The 25,619-nt window shown below is 65.0% G+C and carries 23 protein-coding genes and 5 pseudogenes; 19 read left to right on the top strand and 9 right to left on the bottom strand.

Features of this window, described 5'->3' with window-relative positions; genetic code table 11:
* The first annotated feature begins 86 nt into the window (after positions 1-86).
* From KZO24_RS09840 to KZO24_RS09815, 6 genes are all read left to right on the top strand, one after another.
* Entirely contained in the window at positions 87-647 is a 561-nt protein-coding gene (locus KZO24_RS09840; protein WP_008829536.1) for a VOC family protein, read from the top strand.
* Positions 647-1,846 (top strand): acyl-CoA dehydrogenase family protein, encoded by a 1,200-nt coding sequence (locus tag KZO24_RS09835; protein ID WP_271181757.1) that lies wholly within the window; start codon positions 647-649, stop codon positions 1,844-1,846. Before KZO24_RS09840 ends, KZO24_RS09835 begins: the two co-directional genes overlap by 1 nt.
* Positions 1,843-2,916 (top strand): phosphotransferase, encoded by a 1,074-nt coding sequence (locus KZO24_RS09830; RefSeq protein WP_271181756.1) that lies wholly within the window; start codon positions 1,843-1,845, stop codon positions 2,914-2,916. The genes KZO24_RS09835 and KZO24_RS09830 overlap by 4 nt, the downstream gene beginning before the upstream one ends.
* 240 nt (positions 2,917-3,156) lie before the next feature.
* A complete protein-coding gene (rpoZ, locus tag KZO24_RS09825; protein WP_008829533.1) occupies positions 3,157-3,501 on the top strand; it encodes a DNA-directed RNA polymerase subunit omega in 345 nt (114 codons plus the stop codon).
* A 167-nt stretch (positions 3,502-3,668) separates the two neighbouring features.
* Positions 3,669-4,394, top strand: coding sequence for a ParA family protein (locus KZO24_RS09820; RefSeq protein ID WP_271182141.1), 726 nt, complete (start codon positions 3,669-3,671; stop codon positions 4,392-4,394).
* A gap of 72 nt (positions 4,395-4,466) precedes the next feature.
* Positions 4,467-5,528 carry a DUF3667 domain-containing protein gene (locus tag KZO24_RS09815; protein WP_486486114.1) on the top strand — a complete coding sequence of 354 codons (1,062 nt, stop codon included), beginning with the start codon at positions 4,467-4,469 and terminating at the stop codon, positions 5,526-5,528.
* Between the two features lie 299 nt (positions 5,529-5,827).
* Here the strand turns inward: KZO24_RS09815 and KZO24_RS09810 are convergent, their stop codons facing one another.
* From KZO24_RS09810 to KZO24_RS09795, 4 genes and pseudogenes are all read right to left on the bottom strand, one after another.
* A complete protein-coding gene (locus KZO24_RS09810) occupies positions 5,828-7,162 on the bottom strand; it encodes an IS5 family transposase (RefSeq protein ID WP_486486113.1) in 1,335 nt (444 codons plus the stop codon).
* 383 nt (positions 7,163-7,545) lie between these two features.
* Positions 7,546-9,474: an ATP-dependent zinc metalloprotease FtsH gene (ftsH, locus tag KZO24_RS09805; protein WP_008829529.1), complete on the bottom strand. Its 1,929-nt coding sequence runs from the start codon at positions 9,472-9,474 to the stop codon at positions 7,546-7,548.
* Positions 9,475-9,596: 122 nt separating this feature from the next.
* The gene (locus tag KZO24_RS09800) at positions 9,597-9,791 is read right to left on the bottom strand and encodes an ATP-binding protein (RefSeq protein ID WP_486486112.1); all 195 of its coding nucleotides are present in this window, start codon (positions 9,789-9,791) and stop codon (positions 9,597-9,599) included.
* A gap of 242 nt (positions 9,792-10,033) precedes the next feature.
* Positions 10,034-10,573, bottom strand: a pseudogene (locus KZO24_RS09795) (DUF4118 domain-containing protein); the annotation flags it as partial.
* A gap of 280 nt (positions 10,574-10,853) precedes the next feature.
* Here KZO24_RS09795 and KZO24_RS09790 point away from each other — a divergent pair.
* The 5 genes and pseudogenes from KZO24_RS09790 to KZO24_RS09770 all read left to right on the top strand — a co-directional run bounded on the left by KZO24_RS09790 (position 10,854) and on the right by KZO24_RS09770 (position 14,144).
* Positions 10,854-12,036: pseudogene (locus tag KZO24_RS09790) on the top strand (aminotransferase).
* Entirely contained in the window at positions 12,018-12,539 is a 522-nt protein-coding gene (locus tag KZO24_RS09785; protein WP_271181752.1) for a GNAT family N-acetyltransferase, read from the top strand. The pseudogene KZO24_RS09790 and the gene KZO24_RS09785 overlap by 19 nt, the downstream one beginning before the upstream one ends.
* Positions 12,540-12,638: 99 nt before the next feature.
* Positions 12,639-13,184 (top strand): cytosine permease, encoded by a 546-nt coding sequence (locus KZO24_RS09780; RefSeq protein WP_486486111.1) that lies wholly within the window; start codon positions 12,639-12,641, stop codon positions 13,182-13,184.
* Positions 13,136-13,606, top strand: a pseudogene (locus tag KZO24_RS09775) (cytosine permease); the annotation flags it as partial. The gene KZO24_RS09780 and the pseudogene KZO24_RS09775, both read left to right, overlap by 49 nt.
* 43 nt (positions 13,607-13,649) lie before the next feature.
* A complete protein-coding gene (locus tag KZO24_RS09770; protein WP_486486110.1) occupies positions 13,650-14,144 on the top strand; it encodes a cytosine permease in 495 nt (164 codons plus the stop codon).
* A gap of 4 nt (positions 14,145-14,148) precedes the next feature.
* On the opposite strand, the gene KZO24_RS09765 is transcribed toward KZO24_RS09770, so the two are convergent.
* Both KZO24_RS09765 and KZO24_RS09760 read right to left on the bottom strand, forming a co-directional pair.
* Positions 14,149-14,889 (bottom strand): SDR family NAD(P)-dependent oxidoreductase, encoded by a 741-nt coding sequence (locus KZO24_RS09765; protein ID WP_271181750.1) that lies wholly within the window; start codon positions 14,887-14,889, stop codon positions 14,149-14,151.
* 146 nt (positions 14,890-15,035) lie between these two features.
* Complete coding sequence (locus KZO24_RS09760; RefSeq protein WP_271181749.1) at positions 15,036-16,550, bottom strand: replicative DNA helicase; 1,515 nt, start codon at positions 16,548-16,550, stop codon at positions 15,036-15,038.
* Positions 16,551-16,785: 235 nt separating this feature from the next.
* Between KZO24_RS09760 and KZO24_RS09755 the strand changes: the two genes are divergently transcribed.
* The 4 genes from KZO24_RS09755 to KZO24_RS09740 all read left to right on the top strand — a co-directional run bounded on the left by KZO24_RS09755 (position 16,786) and on the right by KZO24_RS09740 (position 19,225).
* The gene (locus KZO24_RS09755; RefSeq protein ID WP_008829108.1) at positions 16,786-17,268 is read left to right on the top strand and encodes a UPF0262 family protein; all 483 of its coding nucleotides are present in this window, start codon (positions 16,786-16,788) and stop codon (positions 17,266-17,268) included.
* 10 nt (positions 17,269-17,278) lie between these two features.
* Entirely contained in the window at positions 17,279-17,977 is a 699-nt protein-coding gene (locus KZO24_RS09750) for a glycoside hydrolase family 25 protein (protein ID WP_486486109.1), read from the top strand.
* Between the two features lie 22 nt (positions 17,978-17,999).
* Positions 18,000-18,431, top strand: a complete 432-nt coding sequence (locus KZO24_RS09745; RefSeq protein WP_285018138.1) for a cytidine deaminase — start codon at positions 18,000-18,002, stop codon at positions 18,429-18,431.
* 137 nt (positions 18,432-18,568) lie between these two features.
* Positions 18,569-19,225: an RBBP9/YdeN family alpha/beta hydrolase gene (locus tag KZO24_RS09740; protein ID WP_486486108.1), complete on the top strand. Its 657-nt coding sequence runs from the start codon at positions 18,569-18,571 to the stop codon at positions 19,223-19,225.
* Between the two features lie 164 nt (positions 19,226-19,389).
* Here KZO24_RS09740 and KZO24_RS09735 read toward each other — a convergent pair whose 3' ends face one another.
* The 3 genes and pseudogenes from KZO24_RS09735 to KZO24_RS09725 form a co-directional block, all read right to left on the bottom strand.
* Positions 19,390-20,532 carry a M14 family metallopeptidase gene (locus KZO24_RS09735; RefSeq protein ID WP_271181746.1) on the bottom strand — a complete coding sequence of 381 codons (1,143 nt, stop codon included), beginning with the start codon at positions 20,530-20,532 and terminating at the stop codon, positions 19,390-19,392.
* Positions 20,529-21,135: pseudogene (locus KZO24_RS09730) on the bottom strand (DUF4136 domain-containing protein). Before KZO24_RS09730 ends, KZO24_RS09735 begins: the two are co-directional and overlap by 4 nt.
* A gap of 120 nt (positions 21,136-21,255) precedes the next feature.
* A complete protein-coding gene (locus KZO24_RS09725; protein ID WP_486486107.1) occupies positions 21,256-21,843 on the bottom strand; it encodes a DUF4136 domain-containing protein in 588 nt (195 codons plus the stop codon).
* Positions 21,844-22,227: 384 nt separating this feature from the next.
* On the opposite strand from KZO24_RS09725, the gene ykgO reads away from it, so the two are divergent.
* The 4 genes and pseudogenes from ykgO to KZO24_RS09705 all read left to right on the top strand — a co-directional run bounded on the left by ykgO (position 22,228) and on the right by KZO24_RS09705 (position 25,614).
* Complete coding sequence (gene ykgO / locus KZO24_RS09720) at positions 22,228-22,353, top strand: type B 50S ribosomal protein L36 (protein ID WP_003046794.1); 126 nt, start codon at positions 22,228-22,230, stop codon at positions 22,351-22,353.
* Between the two features lie 85 nt (positions 22,354-22,438).
* Positions 22,439-23,080, top strand: a complete 642-nt coding sequence (locus tag KZO24_RS09715) for an HAD family hydrolase (RefSeq protein ID WP_271181743.1) — start codon at positions 22,439-22,441, stop codon at positions 23,078-23,080.
* A gap of 121 nt (positions 23,081-23,201) precedes the next feature.
* Positions 23,202-24,635, top strand: a pseudogene (locus KZO24_RS09710) (circularly permuted type 2 ATP-grasp protein).
* Positions 24,636-24,666: 31 nt separating this feature from the next.
* Positions 24,667-25,614 (top strand): alpha-E domain-containing protein, encoded by a 948-nt coding sequence (locus KZO24_RS09705; RefSeq protein WP_271181742.1) that lies wholly within the window; start codon positions 24,667-24,669, stop codon positions 25,612-25,614.
* Positions 25,615-25,619 lie beyond the last annotated feature (5 nt).

Genomic DNA, 25,619 nt, shown 5'->3' with positions numbered 1-25,619 from the left:
AACCCATCTCCTGAGGGTGCAGGTTGCACCGTCATCAGTTGGGTCCCCGCCTTCGCGGGGATGACGAAGTTTTGAAGGGACAGAAAATGACCGGAGAGGCCACCCAAACCGTCGTGAAGCCCGGCCCGCTCAAGCGGCTGGGCGACGTGATCCAACTCGCCTATTTCCCGACCGATTTCGATGCGACCATGAAATACTGGATCGAAACGGTCGGCGTCGGCCCGTTCTTCGTCCTCAACGACGTGCGGCTCGACGACATGAAGTACAAGGGCCAGCCCACCGACGCCACGTTCACCATGGCCATCGGCTACTGGGGGGACATCCAGATCGAGCTTATCAAGACCGATTCCGATGCCCCCTCGCTCTATTCGGGCGAGTATGCGGTGCGCGATAGCCTGCACCACGTCTGCGTCTTCGTTGAATCGATCGCCGAAGCCCGCAAGGCCTGCGCCGAAGCCGGCGCCGAGGTGATCGTGGAGGGCAAGGTCGGCGCCGATGGCGAGGTGATCTATGTCGATCCCGGTCAGGGCCCCGGCCACGTAATCGAATACCTTCAGCCGCTTACCGGCACCGAAGGTCTGTTTCAGATGATGAAGGATGCCGCCCGCGACTGGGATGGCTCCGATCCGATCCGGGTGCTGCAATAATGAGCGAGATTTCCCAATACGCCCTCGACATGGCCGACAAGGTCGAGGCTTTCGTCCGCGAAAAGGTCGCGCCCTACGAGAAGGACCCGCGCCGCGATCACCACGGCGCGCCGACCGACGAACTGCTGATGGAACTGCGCGGTCTGGCCCGCGAGGCCGGCGTGCTCACCCCGCACATCCGCGCCGACGGATCGCACCTCAACCAGCGCGAGACGGCGGTTGTGCTCATCAAGTCGGGCCTGTCGCCGCTGGGCCCGCTGGCCTGCAACACCATGGCGCCCGACGAGGGCAACATGTACCTCATCGGCCACGTTGGCTCGCCCGAACTGAAGGAGCGCTTCCTCAAGCCGCTGGTCGAGGGCAAGGGCCGCTCCGCCTTCTTCATGACCGAGCCGGCCGAATGGGGCGGCGCCGGTTCCGATCCGTCGATGATGAAGACCACCTGCCACAAGGATGGCAACCACTGGGTCATCAACGGCCGCAAGACCTTCATCACCGGCGCGCAGGGCGCGATGGTGGGCATCGTCATGGCGGCTTCGGCGGAGGAAGACACCAAGGGCGGCGCCTGCATGTTCCTGGTGGACCTGCCCGACGATGCCATCCGCATCGACGAGGTGCCGAACACCATTGACAGCTCGATGCCGGGTGGCCACGCCACCCTGACGATCGACAACCTGCGCGTGCCGGCCGAACACATGCTGGGCGACCCGGGCGAGGGCTTCAAGTATGCCCAGATCCGCCTGTCCCCGGCGCGCCTCTCGCATTGCATGCGCTGGCTGGGCTGCTGCATCCGCGCGCACGAGATCGCCAGCGACTATGCCTGCCGCCGTATGGCGTTCGGCAAGCAGCTGATCGAGCACGAAGGCGTCGGCTTCATGCTGGCGGAGAACGAAATCCTCATCAAGCAGTCCGAACTGATGATCGACTGGTGCGCCTCGGTGCTCGACACCGGCTCGCTCGGCACAGTGGAGAGCTCGATGGCGAAGGTTTCGGTGTCCGAAGCACTGATGAAGATCGCCGACAACTGCGTGCAGGTGATGGGCGGCACGGGCGTTACCGAACGCACCATCGTCGAGCAGGTGTTCCGCGAAGTTCGTGCGTTCCGCATCTATGACGGCCCCACCGAAGTCCACAAGTGGAGCCTCGCCAAGAAGATCCGTCGCGACTGGCGCAAGGCGCAGGAAGCGCAGCCCGCATGAGCGAGAATGCCTCCGACATTACGGGCGCGAATTCCGGCACCACCGCCGTGCGCGAAGGCTATGCCTTCGACGAGGCGGCGCTGACCGCATGGCTGGAAGCCAATGTCGAGGGCTTCGCCGGTCCGCTGAGCGTCGAGCAGTTCAAGGGCGGGCAGTCCAACCCCACCTACAAGCTGGTGACGCCTTCGCGCAGCTACGTCCTGCGGCGCAAGCCGCCGGGGCAACTGCTCAAGGGCGCCCACGCGGTGGAGCGCGAGGCCAAGGTGCTTTCCGCGCTCCACGGTGCGGGCTTCCCGGTGGCAAAGGTCTATGGCCTGTGCGAAGACGATGGCGTCATCGGCACCTGGTTCTACGTCATGGAAATGGTGGAAGGCCGCATCTTCTGGGATGCGACCGTCCCCGGCGTTTCGAACGCGGAGCGCGCCGCGCTTTTCGATGCGATGAACGCGACGATGGCGCAACTCCATTCCTACGATCCGGACGCCATTGGACTGGGCGATTACGGCAGGCCGGGCAATTACTTCGCCCGTCAGGTCGGCCGCTGGTCGAAGCAGTATTTCGAGGACGAGGCCGCCGGCCGCGACGCGGACATGGACGCGGTGATCGCCTGGCTGGAAGCGAACATGCCGGCGGACGATGGCGCCTCCAGCGTGATCCACGGCGACTTCCGCATCGACAATATGATCTTCCACTCCACCGAGCCGCGCGTTTTGGCGGTGCTGGACTGGGAACTGTCTACGCTGGGGCATCCGCTGGCGGATTTCGCCTACAACGCGATGATGTACCACATGCCGCCGCACATCGTGGCGGGACTGGGCGGTGCGGACATCGCCGCATTGGGCATCCCGAGCGAGGAAGACTACGTCGCCGCCTATTGCCGCCGCACCGGGCGCGAGGGGCTGCCGGACTATCGCTACTACATGGCGTTCAACTTCTTCCGCCTCGCCGCGATCTTCCACGGCATCAAAGGCCGGGTAATCCGCGGCACGGCCTCCAACGCGCAGGCGAAAGAGCGGGCCGAGGCCTTCCCCGAACTGGCGAGGCTGGCGCTGAGCTTCACGCGGGCGTAGCGTCTGGCGATGGGGCTTCGACAGGCTCAGCCTGAGCGGAATTTGAAGACCTGCTTTCAACCCCGCTCACCCTGAGCTAGTCGAAGGGTCAGGCTGAGCCTGTCGAAGCCCCTGCCGATGACACTCACCTCAAGGTAGCCTGCCGGTCGCGGATGAGGCGCCCCATTTCCTTGACTTTCCCCGCCTCTGGCCCTAACTGCCAGCCTTTCCGATCCCACAGATTCTTTACCGGGAGTGCCCATGGCGCGCGTTACTGTCGAAGATTGCGTCGACAAGATCCCCAACCGCTTCGACCTCGTCCTTCTCGCCGCGCAGCGTGCGCGTGAGATTTCGGGCGGCGCGGAACTGACCATCGATCGCGATCGCGACAAGAACCCGGTCGTCGCACTGCGCGAAATCGCCGAGGAAACCGTGGTTCCCAAGAACCTCAAGGAAACGCTGGTCACCTCGATGCAGCGCGTCCTGCCCGACGACGACGACGAGATGGACGATGTGGGCTCGCTCAGCCAGTCGGCCGAGGCCCTGCGCATCACCGCGTCGGCCCCGACCCGCAACACTTCGCTGGGCGGCGATTACGACGGCTGATCGTAACCGTTGACTGCAGCCCTGCTGCAGGCAACGATACGGGCGTGCCCGGAAAATCGAAACTGCCTCGTATTATCGGATTGACCGGGGGACCGCCCAAGAGGGCCGGTCCCCTCGTTGCGTCCGAGCTCCCCTCGGGATCAGCTGTCGAGTGCAGGGGCGCTACGATAGCCATTTACAGCGTCAAGGGCGGGGTAGGGAAGACGACCTTCTCGGCCAATCTCGCATGGTCTTCGGCGGTGCAGAGCTGCCACCGTACTTTGCTGTGGGACCTCGACGCGGCAGGCGGCTCGGCGTTTCTCTATGGTCTTGAACCGCAGGAAACGCGGCTTGCTGAAGAGGTTTTTGCGCGAGAAAGACCCGCAACCCGGCTGATCCAGCCGACAGCGTTCGAGCGGCTGGACGTGCTTCCCGCCGATGAATCGATCCGTGCGCTCGATGCGCAACTGGTGAAGATCGGCAAGCGCAAACGGCTGGCAAAACTGACAGAAGAGCTTTCGGCCGACTACCCCCGAATCATTCTCGACTGTCCGCCTGTCATGAACGAGTTGTCGGCGCAGGTCGTGCGCGCTGCGGATCTCGTAATCGTGCCGCTGCCACCATCTCCACTTTCGTCGCGTGCGTTCGATCTCGTCGTGCGCGAGATTGCTGGGAACACCAAGCGGCACCCGCCTATCCTGCCGGTGCTCTCCATGCTCGACATGCGCCGGGCGCTGCACAAGCAGGCGCATGAGACGAACCCGAACTGGCCGGCAATTCCTTACGCCAGCGTTGTCGAACAATGCGCCGTTCAGCGCCAGCCGGTCGGAGTACTGGCTCCGCAAAGTACTGCGGCTCAGGCATTCGGGAGGCTCTGGGCGGCGATTGAGAAAAAGCTGGGTCAGAGGTGCTGAGCCACGTGCGCGGCCGCATTGCGCGAATTGCGATCCCGGCATAGGTTTCGTTTCCGTTGAACGGGGGCGAACATGAGCGGGATCAGCGAAGGACTGGCGGAGCTTGGGCAGGGTGCCGCCCTGGCGGGGGCGATCGAGCCGGAATATCACGCAGGGCGCGCCGAAAGGCATGATGGGCATACCCACGAGGCGGATTGCCTTAACTGCGGGACGCATCTCGCCGGGTCGCATTGCCATGCTTGCGGGCAGGCGGCGCACGTTCACCGTAGTCTCGGCGCTTTCTTCCACGACCTGCTGCACGGCGTGTTCCATTTCGAGGGCAAGATCTGGCGTACCGTGCCACTATTGGCGTGGCGACCGGGACGCCTGACGCGCGAATACGTCGATGGTCGCCGCGCCAGCTACGTGTCACCGATCGCGCTGTTCCTGTTCTGCGTCTTTCTGATGTTCGCGGTGTTCCACGCGACCGAGGGCCACGAGGAACCTGCCACGCAAACCGGGAATTCGCAGGGCCTCGAAGCCAACATAAAGCGGCTCGAAGGCGAGATCGCCGGGATCGAGGGCACGCGCAAGGCGGCGATCGCGAAAGGCCAGCCGATCGAGAGCTTCAGATCGCAACTGGAAGGAAGACACGCGGCGCTCGACACTTTACGCGATTTGAAAGCCGAGAATGTGGACCTGAAAGTGGATCCCGCCCGCAAGGTCAGTGACATTCCGGCGCTCGATAAAGCGATAAAGAAGTTCCGCTCCAACCCCGATCTGGCGAGCTACAAGCTTCAGACTTACGCCTATAAGTACAGTTGGGCGCTGATTCCGATCTCGGTGCCGTTCCTGTGGCTGCTGTTTCCGTTCAGCCGGCGCTTCCATCTTTACGACCACACGGTTTTCGTGACGTATTCGTTGTGCTTCATGACGCTTCTGGCGATCGTGGGGATGATCGCCAGCACCGTGGGAGCAGGTGGTCTGATTGCCCTGCTGATTCTGACCCCGCCGCTGCACATGTATCGCCAGCTGCGCGGGGCTTACGGTGTCGGGCGGTTCGGCGGCCTGTGGCGAACGGCTGTGCTGTTGGTCTTTGCCGCCATGGCGCTCGGCGTGTTTTTTACGCTGATCATGGCACAGACCAGTATGTAAGCCACTCGGCGGCGGGGATCAGTCGACGATCTTGACCGCCAGGCATGCCTGGAACCTGCCGGCTTCGGGGTCTTCACGGTGCCACACGTCGATGACTTCATAGTAATGGAAGTAATCGTCGGTATTCCTGGCGATCGATTCACCGGCGCGGGGAGGAAATCGAACTGGCCGGTGAAGAGCAACTCGTCGCCTTCGCCATCATATATCTCGTCGGCCGTGAACAATGCGATGTTCGTTTCGGCGACGGGTAGATTGCGTCCGATGTGCCGTGAGGGGTTTATCGAACTGGTACGCTGCTTTCAGGCAGCGCCCATTTCGGGCAGGACTGGGGATAGCCAGGCGGCGATGAGGGCGCGCAAAAGCGCAGTCAGCCATGCGACGAGCAACCTGAGATTGTGCCCCGCGGCGACCAGGATGGCGTTGATGGCATCGCCGGTGGCACCGGCGAGGTGATTGCGCTCGAGCAGGCCATCGGACTTGGTGTGACCGATGATCGGTTCGATGGCATTTCGTCGCCTGAGCTCGCGCTTGATCGTGGGTGAGGTGATCCCGCGGGTGTGGGCGATATAGACCCTGGCCTGCCCGCCATGCTTGTGCCCCTTGTAGCCGCGATCGACATAAGCCCGCTCAACGGTGACGCCGGTCAGGCGCTCGACTTGCTCGATCTGCCCGGACAGGGTGTGGCCATCATAGGGGTTGCCGGGCAACGCCTGCATGCCGACGATGAACTGGCCGCCGGCGGTGCGGGCGTTTGTCACCGCGATCGAGGTCTTTACCCCGAACTCGTAGCGGGTCCGCGCCTTGCCCTTGGCGATGCATTCCACCTCGGGCGCGTGCAGGGCATAAAGCTTGTCTGTGCTGCCAGCCTTCTGGGTGAGGATCTTCGCCACCCGCTCGCGGACGACGGCAAAGGCGGCCTCGAGTTCCTCATTTCCGGCGATCTTGCGGCCGATGTCGCGGTCGAGCCGGCCCAGCCAGGTGCGAAGTTTGCGCACCCAACGCATCGCCTGCTTGTGACCGCGCCCGTGGATCAGCCGGGAGACATCGCGCCGAGCCTGGCGGCCCACCCGCAGGAATGACTGGCGCAGCTTGATACCGTGCTTGCGGGCAATCCGGTTCAGCCACTCGATGCCGCGTAGCAGCAGGTGGCTGTCGGTGGGATGGGCAATCGCCTTGGTCTGTACAGTCGTGTCCACCGTCACCCGCTCGCAGGCCTGCGGCGGCATTGCCCTGGTTTCCATCGCCACGCGCAGCGTCTCGGCGAGCAGAAGTTCCAGCTTGTCGGCCCCGATCCGGTTCCGCCAGCGCGTCATCGACGAACGATCCAGTGGCAGCTTGTGGCGGAAGTACTGCTCGCCGCAAAAGAATTGGTGGTACGGGTTCTCGACCCAGTGGGCGCAGACGGCTTCGTCCGACAGGCCCTCCATGTGCTTGAGCAGGTGCAGGCCTGCCATTAGCCGCGTCGACAGCCCAGGGCGGCCTTTCTCATGGTAGAACCGTCCATAGGCCGCATCGAACCGTGACCAGTCGATCAGCCCCGCCAATTTCACCAGCGCGTGTTCCATGTCGACCATGTTGTCGAGCTGACTGCGGAACAACTCGTCACTGCGCGGCGCGGGCTTCTTCGGAGGCATCGGCAAAACCTCTTCGTGTCGTCCAACTCAGTGAATCACGACCCGACTTGCGAGGAAAGCCCCTACGTGCACAGGCGCACGTAATCGCAAGCTTTTCGCCCGATTTCCCCAAAACCTTGCAAATTCGATTACTTCATATCCACCAAAACCCACGCCTCCCTGCGGGCTTCAGCGCTTTTCACAGACGACTATCTCGACTTGGGCCATAGCGTCCTCGCATTTCGTGAATGTCCGGCATTGCGATACTATACTTGCGGTGGCGGCGAGGCAGCAAAAAGATCAGATGCAAACTCCGCAATAGGTGCAAACGCAAAGGGGCGTCAGACCTGAGTCTGACGCCCCCTCCTGCATTCTCCTTTTGGGAGAACCTTGTTCTTTCCCGCTCAGGCGCCCTGCGGCGCCGTGCCGGTGAAGCGGCGGCCTGCCTTGGGGATGGCCGAACCGGACAACGGCCGTGCCGCCGAAGGACCGCGCGGCTCCGACGGGCGGTCGATCTGACCGCCTTCGAGAAGCTGCTTGATCTCGTCACCTGAGAGCGTTTCGTATTCGAGCATAGCCTGCGCCAAGGTTTCCAGCGCCACGTTCTGATCCTTGAGAATCTGCGTCGCGCGAGCGTGGGCGTTATCGACCAGAGCGCGGATTTCGCTGTCGATCAACTGGTTGGTCTCACTGGAGCCCATGGTGCGCTGCGTGCCGCCCATACCGAGGTAGCCTTCCTGGCTGTCCTCGTACTGGATCGGGCCGAGCTTGTCCGACATGCCCCACTTGGTGACCATCGAGCGCGCCAGGCTGGTGGCGTACTGGATGTCCGAAGAGGCGCCCGACGAGACCTTGTCGTAGCCGAAGATCAGTTCTTCCGCCACGCGGCCACCCATCGCCACCGAGAGGTTCGCGAGCATCTTGTCGCGGTGGTAGGAATAGCTGTCGCGCTCCGGCAGACGCATGACCATGCCCAGCGCACGGCCGCGCGGGATGATCGTCGCCTTGTGGATCGGGTCGGAAGCCGCCTCGTTCAGCGAGACAATGGCATGGCCCGCCTCATGGTAGGCGGTCATCTTCTTCTCGTCCTCGGTCATGACCATGGAGCGACGTTCCGCGCCCATCATGACCTTGTCTTTGGCGTCCTCGAACTCCTGCATGGCAACGAGGCGCTTGTTACGGCGCGCTGCGAGCAGGGCAGCCTCGTTGACGAGGTTGGCGAGATCGGCGCCGGAGAAGCCCGGAGTGCCGCGCGCGATTACGCGGGGGTTCACGTCGGGAGCCAGCGGTACCTTCTTCATGTGCACGGCGAGAATCTTCTCGCGGCCCTCGATGTCGGGCACCGGCACCACGACCTGGCGGTCGAAGCGGCCCGGACGCAGCAGCGCGGGGTCGAGCACGTCGGGGCGGTTGGTCGCCGCGATGATGATGATGCCCTCGTTCGCCTCGAAGCCGTCCATCTCGACAAGGAGCTGGTTCAGCGTCTGCTCGCGCTCGTCGTTCGAGTTGCCGAGGCCGTGGCCACGGTGGCGGCCGACGGCGTCGATTTCGTCGATGAAGACGATGCACGGCGCGTTCTTCTTGGCCTGCTCGAACATGTCGCGCACGCGGCTGGCGCCGACGCCCACAAACATCTCGACGAAGTCGGAGCCCGAGATCGTGAAGAACGGCACGCCTGCCTCGCCGGCGATGGCGCGGGCGAGCAGGGTCTTGCCGGTGCCGGGCGAACCGACCAGCAATGCGCCCTTGGGGATCTGGCCGCCGAGCTTGGAGAAGCGGGTGGGATCGCGCAGGAACTCGACGATTTCCTCCAGTTCTTCACGCGCTTCGTCGATACCGGCGACATCGTCGAAGGTCACACGGCCCGAACGCTCGGTAAGCATCTTGGCCTTGGACTTGCCGAAGCCCATCGCGCCCGAGCCGCCGCCCTTCTGGACCTGGCGCAGCGCGAAGAAGGCGATGCCGACGATCAGCAGGAACGGCAGGGTCTGCGCAAGGATGTAGAGCAGCAGGCTGCCCTGTTCGGCTTCCTTGCCCGAATACTTGACGTCGTTGCGCTGGAGCAGGTCAGTCAGGGTCTGGTCGTTGGGAACGGGGACGGTCGAGAAACTGTCTCCATTCTTGAGCTTTCCGTCGATGCGGTCTTCGGAAATCTCGACCGAGGCGACGCTGCCTTCGGCCACCTTGCTGCGGAAGTCGGAGTACGGAATCGCCGGGCCGGTGGTGGCGCGCGATCCGAACATCGAGACCACCATCAGGAGCGCGAGGAAGATGCCGCCCCATACGAGCAGGCTCTTGACCCATGGGTTGCCGTTGGGCTGGTCGTCGTTCATTTTGCGGGAATCCGTCCTTTCGCGCTCCAATGTAGGCGCATGGCGCTGAATCACAAGCTAGCGAGGGCAGGAGTAGCGTCGTTTCGGCGCGATATCCGCGATGCCGGGCGTGCCGAGGCGCATCAGGCCGTCTCTGCAAGGCGGGAAAGCGGCAGTTCCAGCGTCATCCGGGTGCCGCGAGCGCCGTTCTCCAGCACAATCTGCCCCTCCAACTGCTGACTGAGAATACGGGATATACGCAGGCCGATCGACTGCGCCGAAGCGGGATCGAAGCCGGGCGGCAGGCCGCGCCCGTCGTCCTCGACCCGTAGCAGCACGCCGTCACCGAAGCGTGCGAGGCGCACGGTGATCGCGCCGCTCTCCTGCTGGGGAAGCCGTGCTCGAGGGCGTTCGCGATCGCTTCCGTCACGATCAGCGCGACGGGAACCGCGCTGTCGGGGCGCAGGGTAATGCCTTCCTGGGCCTCGACCGCGCAGGTGATCCCGGTGCGGGCGCTGGAGGCCATGGTCTTGGCGCAGACTTCGCCGAGGAAGCGATCGAGCGGAACGAGGCGGCCGTCCTGGTGATAGAGCTGGCGCTGGATATTGCCGATGACCTGGAGCCGGCCCGCCGCGTCCGACAGCGCGCGGCGGGCGACGGGCTCGGTTAGGGTGCGCATCTGGAGCGAGAGAACGGCGCCTACCATCTGAAGGTTGTTGCCGACCCGGTGTTGCATCTCCTGGAACAGGAGTTCGGCACGCTCGGCCAGTTGCCGGCGTTCCTCAGCTAGCGCGCGTACTTCCTCTCGGGCGCGATGGAGGCGGGCGTTGGCGGCCTGCATGAAGTGGACCAACGCGATGTCGACCACCACGACGCCCGTGTAGAACGCCATCGCGGTAAGCGTGCCGCCGTCGAACGCGAAGGCCATGCGCGGCGGGATGAAGACATACCACGCAAAGAGGCTGCACAGGACGGAGGCGACGACGCCCGGCCGCGGTCCGAAAAGAAACGAACTGAGGATCACCGCCGGGAAGAAGGTCAGAAACGGGTAGCCGGGCGGGAAAGCGGCATCGAGGAACCAGCGCAGCCACAGAGCAAACAGGCAGAGTGCGACGGTCACCGTGTAACGGACCAGCGGCCGGTCGGGCAGGAATGGCAGGCGCTCGGTGAATCGGCTCAGGCTGTTCAACGCGGACCTCAATCACCTTTTCACGCGATCCATGCATGGGTTTGGTATCGCATGTGGAAGGCGCGCGAAAGGGAACGTTCATTGGATGCTGGGGATAGCGGCGCTGGGTCCACGGCCCCCTCTTGTCGCTTTTGGCGCGAGCATCGTGCATTTTGCGCAAGATGACGGTATCGGCCGAGCTTGCGCAGCCTATCGGAGCACAGAGCCGGCGATGAAGACCAGACCCCGCATCCATTCCGTCTACGCCGACATGGGCACGACGGTGTTCGAGCGGATGTCGGCGCTTGCCCGTGAGACCCGCGCGATCAATCTCGGGCAGGGTTTTCCCGATAGTCCGCCGCCTGCGCCCCTGCTCGAAGCGGCGGCGCGCGCGCTGCGCGAACAATCGAACCAGTACCCGCCGAGCGTCGGGCTTCCCGCGCTGCGCGAGGCGGTCTGCGCCCACTATGCGCGCACGCAGGGGTTAACCCTTGCGCCGTCCGAGGTCGTTGTCACATCCGGTGCCACCGAGGCCATAGCCGCCGCCGTGCTGGCGCTGGTCTCCGAGGGTGACGAGGTGATCCTGTTTCAGCCTGCCTACGACGCCTATGCGCCGATGGTGCGGCGGGCTGGAGGCGTACCCGTCTCGGTCCTGCTGCAACCGCCGCATTTCCGTTACGATGCGGCGGCGCTGGAGGCGGCGGTGACGCCCCGGACACGCGCGATCATGCTCAATGATCCGCTCAATCCCGCCGGCACCGTGGCGAGCGCCGATGAGCTTGCGATGATCGCGCGGTTCTGCACCAGGCACGATCTTGTCGCCATCTGCGACGAGGTGTGGGAGCAGGTGCGCTTCGACGGCGCGGCGCATCGCTCGCTGATGGCCTGCGAAGGCATGGCGGAGCGGGTCGTGAAGATCGGCTCGGCGGGCAAGATCTTCGGCCTTACCGGCTGGAAGATCGGCTGGATGGCTGCGAAGGGAGACCTCGGTTCTGCGCTCGCGCGGGTGCACCAGTTCCTCACGTTCACGACGGCGGTTCCACTGCAATGGGCCGTCGCCGAAGGGCTGGAGCGGGTGGACATTCTCGATGGATTGCACGCCGACTGGGCGGCTTCCCGTGCCCGGCTCAAGGCGGGGTTGGAGGCGGTGGGGCTAGCCGTCCTGCCTAACGCTGCTACGTGGTTCCTGTGCATCGACCTCGCCGCATCCGGCATCGCTCTGACCGACCGCGAATTCAGCGAGCGGGCGCTGCGCGAGGCGGGCGTGGCGACGGTTCCGGTCAGCGCCTTGTATGAGAGCGGCCAGAATGGGCAGGGCGCCCCCGAGTCATATCGTGCGCCTGTGCTTCACCAAGCCCGACGACGTGCTCGACGAGGCGCTGGAGCGGATCTCCGCATGGGTGCGCGGCCTGTGAGCGTCCTGCGCTGGCGTCCGATGCGCGCCGAAGACATCGACGGCGTCGTGGACGTGGCGCGCACGGCGTTCCCCGACCATTTCGAGGCGCGGGCGTGTTTCGCGGAGCGGTTCGCGCTGTTCGCGCCGGGCTGCTTCGTGCTGGCGGATCCGGTGACGGCAGGCGTGAAAGGTTACCTCGTCGCTTATCCGTGGCCGCTTGGGGCCATACCTCCGCTCGACAGTCTGCTCGGCACGTTGCCGGAGGAGCGGGAGGCGTTCTACCTTCATGATCTTGCCCTGCATGCGGACGCGCGCGGACTGGGACATGCAGGTCCCGCAGTGCGCCGGCTTTTCAAAGACCTGCGCGCGCTTGGCGGGCAGGAGGTTGCGCTGGTTTCGGTCAACGACACCCTGGCGTTCTGGCAGGGTCAGGGCTTTGCGGCGGTCGCTGCGGACGAAGCCTTAGGGCGCAAGCTCGCCAGCTACGGGCCGGACGCGCGTTACATGCGCCGCGCGATCTGAAAGCCCGTCTCCGTCTGCCGGAGAGCGATGAAATCAGGGGCTTGACGCCATGCTGCGCTGCGGCATTCTTCGTCCTTTCCAGACACCGGTGGGGGCCAGATGGATCACGCACAGACGCAGGCGGCCGGGGGCACGGGACGGGATGATACCCTCTGGAACGCGGACCTTGCGCCCACTGACGCAACGCAGCGAAACTGGCGCTGGTGGCACTTCGCGGCGCTGTGGGTGGGCATGGTGGTCGCCGTTCCGACGTGGATGCTTGCCGCCGGTCTGATCGAGCAGGGCATGTCGGCGACGCAGGCGGCGCTTACGGTGGTGCTGGGAAACGTCGTGATCCTTGTGCCGATGCTGCTGATCGGGCATTCCGGAACGCGCTACGGCGTGCCTTTCGCGGTACTGGTGCGGGCCTCCTTCGGCACCGTGGGGGCGCGGCTTCCCGCACTCGCTCGCGCGCTCGTCGCTTGCGGCTGGTACGGCATCCAGACCTGGATCGGGGGCGAGGCGCTGCTGACGCTGCTGGGCATTTTCCTCGGCGCCGACCTGCGGGGACGCCGCTGCCGTTCTTCGGGATCGGGCTGGGCCAGTTGCTGGCCTTCATGGCCTTCTGGCTGGTGCAGCTGCTGTTCGTGCGCAAGGGGCTGCTGACGATCCGGCGGCTGGAAACCTGGACCGCGCCGCTCAAGATCGTGGCGTGCGTGGCGCTACTGTGGTGGGCGATCGATGCGGCCGGCGGGATTGGCCCGATCTTCTCAGCGCCGTCCGCCTTCGGGCCGGGCGGGGCGAAGGAAGGGCAGTTCTGGGCGGTCTGGCTGCCTGCGATGACCGCCATGGTCGGGTTCTGGGGCACGCTGGCGCTCAATATCCCGGACTTCACCCGTTTCGCCAAGACCCAGCGCGACCAGATGATCGGCCAGACCCTGGGCCTGCCGCCGACGATGGGGCTGATCGCGCTGATCAGCGTCATGACCACATCGGCGACCGTGGTGATCTACGGCCATGCGATCTGGGACCCGGTGGCACTCGCGGGCACGCTGTCGGGACCGTTCGTGCTGCTGGGCCTGATCGTCATCGCGGTCGATACGGTGTCGTGCAACATCGCGGCGAGATCTCGTGTGCTCGGCCTACGACTTCGCTTCGCTGAGCCCTTCGCGCATTTCCTACCGCACCGGCGCGTTGATCACGGCGGTGATCGGCCTCGTCATCATGCCGTGGAAGCTGATGGCCAGTACCGATGGCTACATCTTCACGTGGCTGACCGGCTACGGCGCGCTGCTCGGGCCGATCACCGGCATCCTGATCGCCGACTACTGGCTGGTGCGCGAGACAAAGCTGGACGTCGAGGGCCTCTACAGCGAGACCGGCCCTTACGTGTACGGCAATGGCTGGAACCCGCGCGCGCTGATCGCGCTGGCGCTGGGCATCGCGCCGAATGTGCCGGGCTTCCTCAAGGTTTCGGCGCCGGGCCTGTTCGGCGGATTCGGAGAGGTGTGGTCGGTGATCTATACATATGCGTGGTTCGTCGGCGTGGGTGTTGCGCTGGCGTCCTATGCGCTGATGATGCGCGGACGCGTCGCGCCTTCGATGCTGGAGCCGCAGACGGCCTGATATTTCAGGCGTTCAGGCCGCCGTTCACGCTCAGAACCTGCCCGGTCATCCGCCGCGCCCCGTCACCGCACAGGAACAGCGCCAGAGGAGCGATGTCCTCGGCGGTCGGGAGGCCGAGGCCCGCTCGCTGCGCTGCCCTGGCCATGCGTTCGGAACCCATGCGCCGCGCGCTCTCGCTGCCTTCGACATAGCTCGGCGAGATGACGTGAGCGCGGATGCCGTCGCGCGCGGCCTCGACGGCGAAGTTGCGGATGAAGCCTATGGTCCCGGCCCGTGCTGCGCCGATCAGTGTCTGGCGCGGCGCCGCATAGATACCCGCATCCGAAACGAAGGCGATCAGCGTCCCGCCCTGCTGCGCCAGCATATCGTAGGCAGCATGGGCAAGCCGTTCGATCCAGCCGATCGAGACCTTGAGGAAATCGCCGAAGACTTCCGGCGAGGTGCCCGGGAACAGGCCGGTAATACCTTGCGGGCCGGTCGCGGTGCAGTCGATCACGGCATCGATGCGGCCGTATTGCTCGGCCACTTCGGCAACGAGGACTTCGGCGGCGTCTTCCTCCCATATGTCGGCAGCGAAGCCGTCTATCGTGCCAAAATCGGAAAGATCGACCACCATGTCCTGCAGCTTCTCGGGACTGCGGCCGTGAAGCGCGACTTTCCAGCCCTGATCCAGAGCCAGGCGGGCAATGGCGCTGCCGATGGAGCCGGAGCCACCGGCGATGAGGAGAACGCGGGTCTCGGTCATGCGCTCTCGTTCTGGCATCCTCCCCGTTGCATCGCAATGGGGAGGGGGACCGCCGCGAAGCGGGGGTGGAGGAAAGCACTACCCCCTCCGTCAGCGCTTCGCGCTGCCACCTCCCCATCGCTGCGCGGGAGGGAGGATTTGCGCGGTCAGTCGCTTTCGAATGCGGCGCGCATGTCGTCGGGGGCGAGGTCGGAGAACTTGGTGATGCGTGCTTCGAAGCGCAGGCGGACCTTGCCGGTGGCGCCGTGGCGCTGCTTGGCGATGATCAGTTCGGAGAGGCCGGTGACCTCCTCCATCTTGGCGCGCCAGGTTTCCCACTTGTCCTTGACGTCGATGCCGTCGGTGTCGCTGGGGAACTTGGGCTCGGTCGCCTTCACGTAGTAGTCTTCGCGGTAGACGAACCAGACCATGTCGGCGTCCTGCTCGATCGAGCCCGATTCGCGAAGGTCGGACAGCATCGGGCGCTTGTCGTCGCGCTGTTCCACTGCACGGCTGAGCTGCGAGAGCGCGATCACCGGAACGCCCAGTTCCTTGGCCAGCGTCTTGAGCCCGCGCGAAATCTCGGAGATTTCGTTCACGCGGTTGTCGTTGGCGCGGCCCGACCCGGACAGCAGCTGCAGGTAGTCGATGATCACGAGGCCGATGTTGTGGCGGCGCTTGAGGCGGCGGGCGCGGGTGCGCAGGCCGGCGATCGTCAGGCCCGGGCTGTCGTCGATGTAGAGCGGCAGTTCGGCAAGCCGCTGGCTGGCGAAAGACAGCGACTGGAAGTCCTCGCGGCTGATCTTGCCCATGCGCAGCGCTTCGGAGCTGATGTTGGACTGCTCGGCCAGAATACGTGTCGCCAGCTGGTCGGCGCTCATTTCGAGGCTGAAGAAAGCCACCGGCGCGCCCACCGACTTCTCGTGTGGCATGCCGTCGCGCACGGTGTCGTCGACGTAGCGCTGCGCGGTGTTGAAGGCGATGTTGGTGACCAGCGAGGTCTTGCCCATGCCGGGACGCCCGGCAAGGATGATAAGGTCGGAATCGTGAAGGCCACCGATCTTCTGGTTGACCGAGGTGAGGCCGGTGGTCTTGCCCGAGATGTGGCCGCCCGAATTGAACGCCTTTTCGATCGCCTGGATCGCGACGCGGGTGGCGGAGCCGAAGCTCTTGGCCTCGTTCTGCGTCGCGGCGCCTTCGGCCACTTTGTAGAGCGCGGCTTCGGCGTGCTCGATCTGCTCCATCGGTTCGACCGATTCGGAGGTATCCATCGCGCTCTCGACCAGATTGCGACCGACCGAGATCAGTTCGCGCAGCAGGGCGAGATCGTAGATCTGCTCGGCCAGCTCACGCGGGGCGAGCAGGCCTTGGCCGTCCGCCGTCAGCCGGGCGAGATAGGCGACGCCGCCCAGCGCCTTCAGCGATTCGTCGGCCTCGAAATAAGGGCGCAGGGTGACCGGCGTGACCACCGCCTTGCGGTCTAGCAGCTGCAGGATGCGTTCGTAGAGGCGGCCGTGGACGGGCTCGAAGAAATGGAGCGGGGTGAGCGGGGTCTGCAGTTCCTCGATCACGCGGTTGTCGATGAGGACCGCGCCCAGGAAGGCGGCTTCCGCCTCGACGTTCGCGGGCAGGGTTCGGACTTCCGCACCATCGGTACGGGCAAGGGCAACAGGCTGGACCATAAGCGCCGGACAATGCTCCGGCAGCGCTGCGCGAACAAGTCAGGCGGGGAGGGATATTAATCCACAAGCTGTGGATGTGTGTGGGCTGTGTGCGGCGCTGCCCACCCCTCTGCGACTAGGGCCTGCGGCCCAAGTCTCGCTCCCTTCCCGCAAGCGGGAGGGGTTGGGGGTGGGTTTTCTTGGAACTAAGCCCACTTGCCCGCCCATGCCGCAACCGCGTAAAGGGCGTGCCGTAATGGCCGACCCGCGTATCTCCCACATCGAACTCGACGATGCGACCATCCTGTGGCGCAATGCCGATATCGAGCAGGAACGGCGCATCGCCATCTTCGATCTCATAGAAGACAATGTCTTCAAGCCCTTGCGCTCGTCGGAGGCGGGGCACGAGGGTCCTTACCGGTTGCGGCTTTCGGTACAGGACGGGCGCTTGTCGCTGGAAATCACCGCCGATAACGGAGCGGCGCTGGAGACGCTCGTGCTTGGCCTCGCCCGATTCCGGCGGCCGATCCGCGAGTATTTCGCGATCTGCGAGAGCTATTACCAGGCGATTCGCAAGGCGACCGCGCAGGAGATCGAAACCATCGACATGGCCCGCCGCGCGATCCACAACGAGGCATCGGAACTGCTGCTCGAACGCCTGCAGGGCAAGGTCGAGACCGACCACCCCACGGCACGGCGGTTGTTCACGCTGATCTGCGTCCTGCATATCCGCGGCTGAAGGGGACATCGTGGCACGCAAGACAAGGACCGCTTCGGGCGGCAGGGGGCTGTTGCGGCGCGCGCTGGGCGCCCTCGCGCTCGTGGCGATCGTCGCCGGGGCATGGGGCTGGTGGCACTTGCGTCACTGGACGCCGGAGCGCGCCGTCTACCCGCTACAAGGCGTCGAGATCGGCGTCGATGACGGCGAGGTCAGTTGGAAGTCGCTAAAGGCCATCGGCGCCGACTTCGCCTATATCGACGCGAGCGCCAGCGCCTTCGCCCGTGATCCCGCCTTCGTCGACAACTTCGAGGCGGCCAAGGCGGCAGGCATGCAGGTGGGGGCACTCCACCGCTACGATCCATGCCAGCCGGCCGGCACGCAGGCGGCCAACTTCGTCACCACCGTGCCGCGCGACCCCAAGCTGCTGCCGCCCGCGGTCGAACTCGACATGCTGGCCGACAACTGCCCGGTGAAAGTCTCCGACGCCCGGGTCGAGAGCGAACTGATGACCTTCCTCAACCAGGTCGAGACTCACGCGGGCAAGCCGGTGATCCTGAAGGTCACGCCGGCCTTTCAGTCGCGCTACACCATCGCGCACAAGCTCGACCGCAACTTGTGGCTGGTGCAGGATCGCTTCGAGCCGGGCTATGCCGGGAGGCCCTGGACGATGTGGACGGCGAACCATTCGCTCGCCAACGAGGTTGCGCAAGGGGGCTGCGCTGGGTAGTCGTGCTGCCATGACCACCGGCATGAACGACGACACCCGCGACACCCTGATGGCGGCCGCCCGTAAGGCCGCTGCCGGAGCTTATGCGCCTTATTCCAACTTTCATGTCGGGGCAGCGCTGCTGCTGGCCGATGGTACCGTGGTGACTGGCGCCAACGTGGAGAACGCGAGCTATGGCCTGTCGCTCTGCGCGGAGACGGTCGCGATCGCCGGAATTCTGGCGAAGGGCGACCGGCCGCAGTTGCAGGCCCTTGCGGTCACCGGCGGCGCGCCGGGCGCGGCCGGGCAGGGACCTCAGGTGACACCGTGCGGGCGCTGCCGCCAGATCATCAACGAGATCGCGCAGCTTGGCGGCACTGACCCGGTGGTCTGGTGCGACGGTGCGGAAGGCGTGCTGGAAACCCGGCTCTCCGAACTGCTGCCTTACGCCTTCGGACCTGCGAACCTGGGCTGAACACCCGTTCCCGTATGGCGACGGGCAGGCACCATCCGTCGCATCTCCTATTGTCTATCTTTCAAGTTGAGATAACCTTCAGGCCAGTCGGGACACATAGAGTCGACCGGCGGAAGCTCGATCAACTGGAGATTCCCATGGCAACGCTTCGCAATTTCCCTGAACGCGAGACGCCGCTTATCCTGCTGGTGCCCGGTACGCCGCTGACTGCGAAACACTGGATGAGCCGCTGGGCCCAATGGAGCGAGCACTGCCGCGTGGTGGAACTCGGCCTTTGGGATGAGCCGCACCGCAATACCTGGGTGAACAAGCTGAACCTTGCGATCCGCCGCGCCGATCGGCCGGTAGTGATTGTGACCGACGACATCGCCGCGCTGGCACTTGCCTGGTGGGTGGAGTTCGAGGTGTCCGGGGCAGAAAGCCCGGTAATCGGCGCGCTGATCGTCGATGCGCCCAACGTGGACCTTCCGGGCGCCGACCCGCGCCTGGCAGCCTTTGGTGCCTGCCCGCGCCAGCCGCTGCCGTTCACCTCGTTCCTCGTCGCCGATCTCGACGGTTCTGCCCAGCGCTCGATGCTGCGGCTGGCGAATGACTGGGGGCTTGCCCGATCGCCGACGAGCCGCGCGGCGACTGGGGCGAGGGCTGGGTACTGCTCCAGTCCATCGTCGGCGCGCTGGGCGTGGAACTCGCCGAGCCGCACTGGGCACGCCGCACCGTGCGCGAGGAGCGTCGCCGAGCGGCGTTCTAGGATGCCTTCGTGCCGGATTTGCTCCGGGACCAGTGGCTGTCTTTAGTACCTGCCATCGGCGGGGGCTTCGACAAGCTCAGCCTGAGCGGCATCGAGATATTCTCTCAAATCCGCTCAGGCTGAGCTTGTCGAAGCCCCGCTTTATACGCCGTCAGTTCGGCAGTTCACGGCGGGCGGTCCCGGAGCAAGTCCGGGACAATGAAATGACACTCAGGCCGTTTCGCGCTCCACCAGCCATTCCAGCAGCGCGGCCATGCAGTCGCGCCCCAGCTGTGCCGACCGTTCCGGGCTCCAGCCCTGCGCCTTGTCGGCGGCGGGGTTGTGGTCCTTGAATGGCATTTCCAACGTCATCGACACGGCGCCGTAGCGCTCGGCCAACTGGTTGGTGGACATTGTCAGGTTGCCCTTGCCCGGCCGGGTGAGGGGATAGCCCACCTTGGTCTGGAAATCGGGCGTGCGGCGCTCCAGTAAATCCGCGTAAAGGGTGTAGCCTGCCTGCTGCTCCTGCTTGAGCGAGGGGATGCCCTCGAACCCTGCAAGGAATACCGCCGGGATCGCTTCGTCGCCGTGGACGTCCATGGCGAAGTCGACGCCTGTTGCGTCCATCGCATCACGGATCGCCAGCACTTCGGGGGACTTCCCGGCCGTGGGTTCGGCCCACTCGCGGTTGAGGTTCACGCCTACGGCATTGGTCCGCAGGTGCCCCCGGCGCGAGCCATCGGGGTTGGCGTTGGGAACGACGTGCAGGGTGCAGCGCTTGCGCAGTTCCCGGCCTACCGAGCTGGCGGGATCGGCGAGCAGGTCTAGCGCGCCTTCCATCCACCACTCCGCCATCGATTCGCCGGGGTGCTGGCGGGCGTAGAGCCAGACTTGCAGCGGCCCGTCGCCCATGTCGAGGCAGTCGATCGCCTGCCCGTCGAGGGTCAGGCCCAGCGAGCGATGCGACACGCCGTCAGCACCGGCAATCGCGGCGACGAGGTCGTGGTGACGCTCCATCGAATAGGGCGCGAAGTAGGCGAACCATGCGAGGTCGCCGACCGGCTCGTAGCGGATAGTAAGGGTGCCGCCGTCGCGGCTTTCGTCGAACGTGCTTTCCGCGCGGCTCCAGTATTCGCGGTCCTCGGAGACGACGGCGTCATAGTTCGGCCAGCCCATCGGATAGGCCGAGCCGTTGAGGCCGTTGATGCGCAGCACCAGTTCGCGGCCCGCCGCGCCGGAGACGCGGAAGTGGAACCACTGGAAGAAGTCCGATTCGTGATCCTTGCGGATCGCGAGGCTCGCCTCGGGGCCGGAGACGGAGAGGACTTCGATGTTGCCGGAATCGAACGAAGCGGTGATCTGGATGTCGGTCATTTTACCTGAATAGTTTCGCCCGACTGTCCCGGAAACCCCTTGAACAGCGCTTCGGCAACTTTCGCCGAGCCGAGCGGGGCCTGTGCCAGTGGCGAGATCGCCGCGTACCACAAAGCCGGCGCGGCCTTCCCACAAGGCGGTGGCAGTGGGCGCGGCGGCGCGATCGCGGATGGAGACGAACACGCGTGTCTCGACCTGCTCCTTGGGCTTGCCGGAAAGATCGAAGCCGATACCGAGGCCCACGCCCGAGCCATAACCGCCGGTCCCGCCGCCGACGCCGACCGACACCGGGCTGTTCGAGCGCTGCGGCTGGTAGGTGTTGCGCTCCAGCGTCAGCAACGCGATTTGCGCGCTGGCTGCCTGTCCGGGAAGCGGTTCGGTATAGCCGATGCGCGTCAGTTCACGCGCCACGGCGGCGGCATAAGTGCGGAATTCGAGGTTGTCGGCCTGCCCGGTTGCGGGCTCGACGCGGATTGTGCCGCGGCCGAGGCGCGACATGTCGGGCGCGTGGAAGCGGGTGACTTCGACCGGGCCGACCGGCGCGACGCAGGCGTTGAGGGCCAGCGCGGCGGTGAGGGCAAGCAGTGCGGGCAGGGTGCGCATGATTTCGAAGTCCTCTTCGCGGGGCCTTATGGTCCAGCCTCAGTGCCCTGCCGAGGGGCTTCGACAAGCTCGGCCTGAGCGGACATTATGTAACCCGCCTCGGGGTGTTGCAGTTCCGCTTTATCCCGCGCGGCCGACCCCGTCGGGACCGATCGCGTCGGCCTTGGGGAAGTTGTCGAAGAGGGCGCCCGCCAGCTTGGTGGCGATCATGCCGTCGGGCCACTTGTCGTCGCCTTCGCGGGTGGCGATCGTGGCGTAGCCTTCCCACAGCACCTTGCCGCTGGCGCGATCGACGATCTGCGCGTCGAGGCGGGTGGAGACGAGGGCCGAGCGCGGCTTGGTCATGTCGATGTTGATGCCCAGGCCATAGGCCTGCCCGTAAGTGCCCACTTCCATAGCGGCGGTGCCGCTGACCGGGCTGCGCTTTTCCTCGGCCGGGGTGAGCACCTGACGGGAGATACGCAGCTTGGTAATCTGCGGCTGCGGCGTGTCGGGATGGAGCGTGTCGTACCCGGCGCCGACCAGAGCATCGACGATCGCGGCCTCGTAGGCGCGCCGCGCGCCGGCCTCGACCCAGGCACCGTCACCCGATTCCGATTCGACCGAGACAGGACCATGGCCCAGTTCGGCCACCGCAGCGGCGTCGGGCGAGACGAAGCGGCTTACTTCGACATGACCTTCGCGCAGATCTTTGGACCGGGTCTGCATGCGCGGCGAGATCGAGCATCGAGCCGCCCCAGCCGGGCCGGTCCCAGCCGCCACCCATTCCGCCGCCCCAGCCGGGGCCGTACTGGGCTTGCGCCGAGGAAGCGAGCAACGAGGCTGCGATCCCTGCGGCGATTCCTGCGCCTTTGAGCATTTTCCCCGAGGCTTCTAGAAATTTCATCGTGTTCCGGTCCGAATTCGGTGGCGTCGCGCCCGAGTTTTATCTTATGCGGGCCACAACTTGCCCGCGCCTGAACGAAGATAGGCGTTGGCACCGGTGCCCGCAACGGCCCGCAACACTTGACTTTGTCGCGGGCTACCACTAACGGCGCCACTTCGAATTTCCGGCGGTCGGTAACCGCCACGATGACACGGACGAGATAGACCATGAAGATTCGCAACAGCCTGAAGTCGCTCAAGGACCGTCACCGGGACAACCGCGTGATCCGTCGTCGCGGCCGTACTTACGTCATCAACAAGACCAACCGTCGCTTCAAGGCCCGCCAGGGCTGATCCTGTCCGCCCGCTTCGGCGGGCGATAACAGGCGGACGGTTTCGTCGCGTGCATGAGGCCCCCGCCGATCGCGGGGGTCTTGTCATGTCTGCTGTCCGTGGAATTGATGCTGTCGTCTTCGACGTCGGCAAGGTGCTGATCGAGTGGGACATGCGCCTGCTGTTCGGCAAGCTGATCGTCGAGCCCGACCGGCTCGACTGGTTCATGGCCAACGTCGTCACGCAGGACTGGCACGTCGAGCACGACGGCGGCCGCGACCTCGCCGAGATGGTCGCCGCCCGCAAGGCCGAATTTCCCGGGCACGACGACCTGCTCGACGCCTACGCCACGCGCTTCGGCGAGACGATCCCCGGCAACGTCCCCGGCAGCCACGAGATCGTGCGCGAACTGGCTGCGGGCGGCGTCCCGCTCTTCGCCATCACCAACTTCGCTAGCGCGTTCTGGCATGAATACCGCGCCGGAGAGCCGCTGTTCGACCTGTTCGGAGACATCGTCGTCTCGGGCGACGAGAAACTGCTCAAGCCCGATGCGCGCATCTTCGACCTTGCCGCGCAGCGCTTCGGCCATGATCCGCGGGCAATGCTGTTCATCGATGACAACGCCGCCAACATCGCCTCGGCACGGGAGCTGGGTTGGCAGGTTCATCAGTTTGACAGCGCCGAGGCGCTGCGGGCAGATCTAACGGCGCGGGGCTTGTTGGCGATGCAAGACACCGCTGCACATTAACGATCAGAATCGCTCTGATTTCACCGCTTTCACCGTCGTCTTAAATTTATTTCGCACTTGCAGCGAGAGCGCTTGGCAAGTCCTGATTCCTGTTGCATCAATTGGTCAACAGGGAGTCACAATGGCGACTGCGGGCAGCAAGAACTTCGACGAGATGCTCAACGCGGACGGCTCAGTACGTCCCGCATACGAAGAATTCCGCCAATGGTTCGACGGTCAGGACACCACCTGGCTCAGGCGGCAGGATGCAGAGGCGGAGCGCTTCTTCCGCCGCATCGGCATCACCTTCAACGTCTACGGGGATGACGCGGGCGAGGAACGCCTGATCCCCTTCGACATGATCCCCCGCATCATCACCGCGCGCGAATGGCGCAAGCTGACGCGCGGGATCGAGCAGCGGGTGCGGGCGATCAACGCCTTCCTTCAGGATCTCTACCACCGTCAGGAGATCATCCGTTCCGGCCGCCTGCCGATCGAGGCGCTGCGCAACAACGAGGCGTTCCTCAGCCAGATGATCGGCTTCACGCCGCCGGGCGGGGTCTACACGCATATCGTCGGCATCGACCTCGTCCGCACCGGGCCGGACGACTTCATGGTGCTCGAAGACAACGCCCGCACGCCCTCCGGCGTCTCCTATATGCTGGAGAACCGCGAGACGATGATGGCGATGTTCCCGGAACTGTTCACTAAAGTTCCGGTACGCCCCGTCTCCGACTATCCGCGCCGCCTCGCCCGTTCGCTGCGGGCCTGCGCCCCGGCGGCCTACAAGGGCGGCAAGCGGCCGGTCGTGGCGGTGCTGACGCCGGGCATCTACAATTCCGCCTATTTCGAGCACGCGTTCCTCGCCGACCAGATGGGCGCGGAACTGGTCGAGGGCAGCGACCTGCGCGTCATGGACGGGCGTGTATGCATGCGCACGACCACCGGTTACAAGGCGATCGACGTGATCTACCGCCGGGTGGACGACGATTACCTCGACCCGCTGACCTTCAATCCGAACTCGGTGCTGGGCGTCGCGGGCATCTTCGACGTCTACCGTTCGGGCGGCGTCACCATCGCCAATGCTCCGGGCACCGGCATCGCCGACGACAAGGCGATCTACAGCTACATGCCCGAGATCGTCGAATTCTACACCGGCGAGAAGCCGATCCTCCAGAACGTGCCGACCTGGCGCTGTTCGGAGGCGGATTCGCTAGGCTACGTGCTCGACAACCTTGCGGACCTCGTCGTCAAAGAAGTGCACGGTTCGGGCGGCTACGGAATGCTGATCGGCCCGACTTCCTCGAAAAAGGAGATCGCGGAGTTCGAGCAGAAACTGCGCGCCAAGCCGGGCAATTATATCGCCCAGCCGACGCTCTCGCTCTCGACCGTGCCGATCTTCACCAAGGAGGGCCTCGCGCCCCGGCACGTGGACTTACGGCCTTTCGTGCTCGTATCGCCCGACGGAATCGACATCACGCCGGGGGCTGACGCGCGTGGCGCTCAAGAAGGGATCGCTGGTGGTCAATTCCTCGCAAGGGGCGGCACCAAGGACAGCTGGGTGCTGGACGAATGAGCGCGGTGGATATGAGCAGGGGCAAGAACTGATGCTGGGCCGAGGCGCGAACGGCGTCTACTGGATGAGCCGTTATCTCGAACGCGCGGAGAATACCGCACGGCTGATCGACGTGGGCTTTCACCTCGCGCTGACGCGGGGCAGTCGCCAGTCGCAGGACGAGGAGTGGAAGTCGGTCCTCACCACGACCGGCCAGCTTGAGGCCTATTGTGAAACCCACAGCGAGTTCACCGGCCCACAGGTGTTCAATTTTCTGCTGCGCGAAAAGGACAATCCCGGTTCAGTACTGGCGATGGTCGAGAACGCACGGACCAATGCGCGCGTGGTGCGTACCAGCCTGACCAACGCGGTGTGGGAGACCACCAACGAAGGCTGGATGAACTTGCGCGAACTGCTCGCGCGGCCGGTCCGCGAGACGAGTCTGGGTGAAGTGCTGCGCGAGATCCGCCGCACCGGGACGTTGGTGCGCGGCGCGCTCGAGGGCACGATGCTGCGCAACGAGGTGTTCAACTTCTCGCGCATCGGCACTTTCATCGAGCGGGCGGACAATACCGCGCGCATCCTCGACGTGAAGTACTACGTGCTGCTGCCGAGTGCGGCGTGGGTGGGCTCCAGCCTCGACAACGTGCAGTGGGACACGCTGCTGCGCTCGGTGGCCGGAAACAGAGCCTATTCGTGGCTCAACGCCGGTTCGATGGACCCGCGCGGCATCGCGAAGTTCCTGATCCTCGATGGGCAGTTCCCGCGCAGCCTTGTGTTCTGCTATGACAAGATCCGCAGCAACATGGCGGGGCTCGCCAAGGAATACGGTGTGGAGGTTCCGGCGCACGAACTGCTGCGCGATGCGGGGGCCAGGCTGCATCAGACCTCGATCGAGGAGATTTTCGAGACCGGCCTGCACGAATTCCTGCAGGATTTCATCGGCAAGACCATCGAGATCAGCAGCGCTATCGCCGCCGATTATCGGTTCAGCGAGTAGGAGGG

The organism is Novosphingobium sp. NFX11 (assembly GCF_057376415.1).
The sequence above is the reverse complement of the archived record's forward strand: the minus strand, read 5'-3'. Positions and strand labels throughout refer to the sequence as shown.

Coding starts and splice junctions, on each gene's coding strand:
- KZO24_RS09740 (WP_486486108.1), top strand. CDS start 18,569: ATGGCAACGCTTCGCAATTTCCCTGAACGCGAGACGCCGCTTATCCTG.
- KZO24_RS09780 (WP_486486111.1), top strand. CDS start 12,639: ATGGATCACGCACAGACGCAGGCGGCCGGGGGCACGGGACGGGATGAT.
- KZO24_RS09735 (WP_271181746.1), bottom strand. CDS start 20,532: ATGACCGACATCCAGATCACCGCTTCGTTCGATTCCGGCAACATCGAA.
- KZO24_RS09715 (WP_271181743.1), top strand. CDS start 22,439: ATGTCTGCTGTCCGTGGAATTGATGCTGTCGTCTTCGACGTCGGCAAG.
- KZO24_RS09760 (WP_271181749.1), bottom strand. CDS start 16,550: ATGGTCCAGCCTGTTGCCCTTGCCCGTACCGATGGTGCGGAAGTCCGA.
- KZO24_RS09840 (WP_008829536.1), top strand. CDS start 87: ATGACCGGAGAGGCCACCCAAACCGTCGTGAAGCCCGGCCCGCTCAAG.
- KZO24_RS09830 (WP_271181756.1), top strand. CDS start 1,843: ATGAGCGAGAATGCCTCCGACATTACGGGCGCGAATTCCGGCACCACC.
- KZO24_RS09835 (WP_271181757.1), top strand. CDS start 647: ATGAGCGAGATTTCCCAATACGCCCTCGACATGGCCGACAAGGTCGAG.
- KZO24_RS09765 (WP_271181750.1), bottom strand. CDS start 14,889: ATGACCGAGACCCGCGTTCTCCTCATCGCCGGTGGCTCCGGCTCCATC.
- KZO24_RS09810 (WP_486486113.1), bottom strand. CDS start 7,162: ATGCCTCCGAAGAAGCCCGCGCCGCGCAGTGACGAGTTGTTCCGCAGT.
- KZO24_RS09815 (WP_486486114.1), top strand. CDS start 4,467: ATGAGCGGGATCAGCGAAGGACTGGCGGAGCTTGGGCAGGGTGCCGCC.
- rpoZ (WP_008829533.1), top strand. CDS start 3,157: ATGGCGCGCGTTACTGTCGAAGATTGCGTCGACAAGATCCCCAACCGC.
- ykgO (WP_003046794.1), top strand. CDS start 22,228: ATGAAGATTCGCAACAGCCTGAAGTCGCTCAAGGACCGTCACCGGGAC.
- KZO24_RS09705 (WP_271181742.1), top strand. CDS start 24,667: ATGCTGGGCCGAGGCGCGAACGGCGTCTACTGGATGAGCCGTTATCTC.
- KZO24_RS09745 (WP_285018138.1), top strand. CDS start 18,000: ATGAACGACGACACCCGCGACACCCTGATGGCGGCCGCCCGTAAGGCC.
- ftsH (WP_008829529.1), bottom strand. CDS start 9,474: ATGAACGACGACCAGCCCAACGGCAACCCATGGGTCAAGAGCCTGCTC.
- KZO24_RS09725 (WP_486486107.1), bottom strand. CDS start 21,843: ATGCAGACCCGGTCCAAAGATCTGCGCGAAGGTCATGTCGAAGTAAGC.
- KZO24_RS09755 (WP_008829108.1), top strand. CDS start 16,786: ATGGCCGACCCGCGTATCTCCCACATCGAACTCGACGATGCGACCATC.
- KZO24_RS09785 (WP_271181752.1), top strand. CDS start 12,018: ATGGGTGCGCGGCCTGTGAGCGTCCTGCGCTGGCGTCCGATGCGCGCC.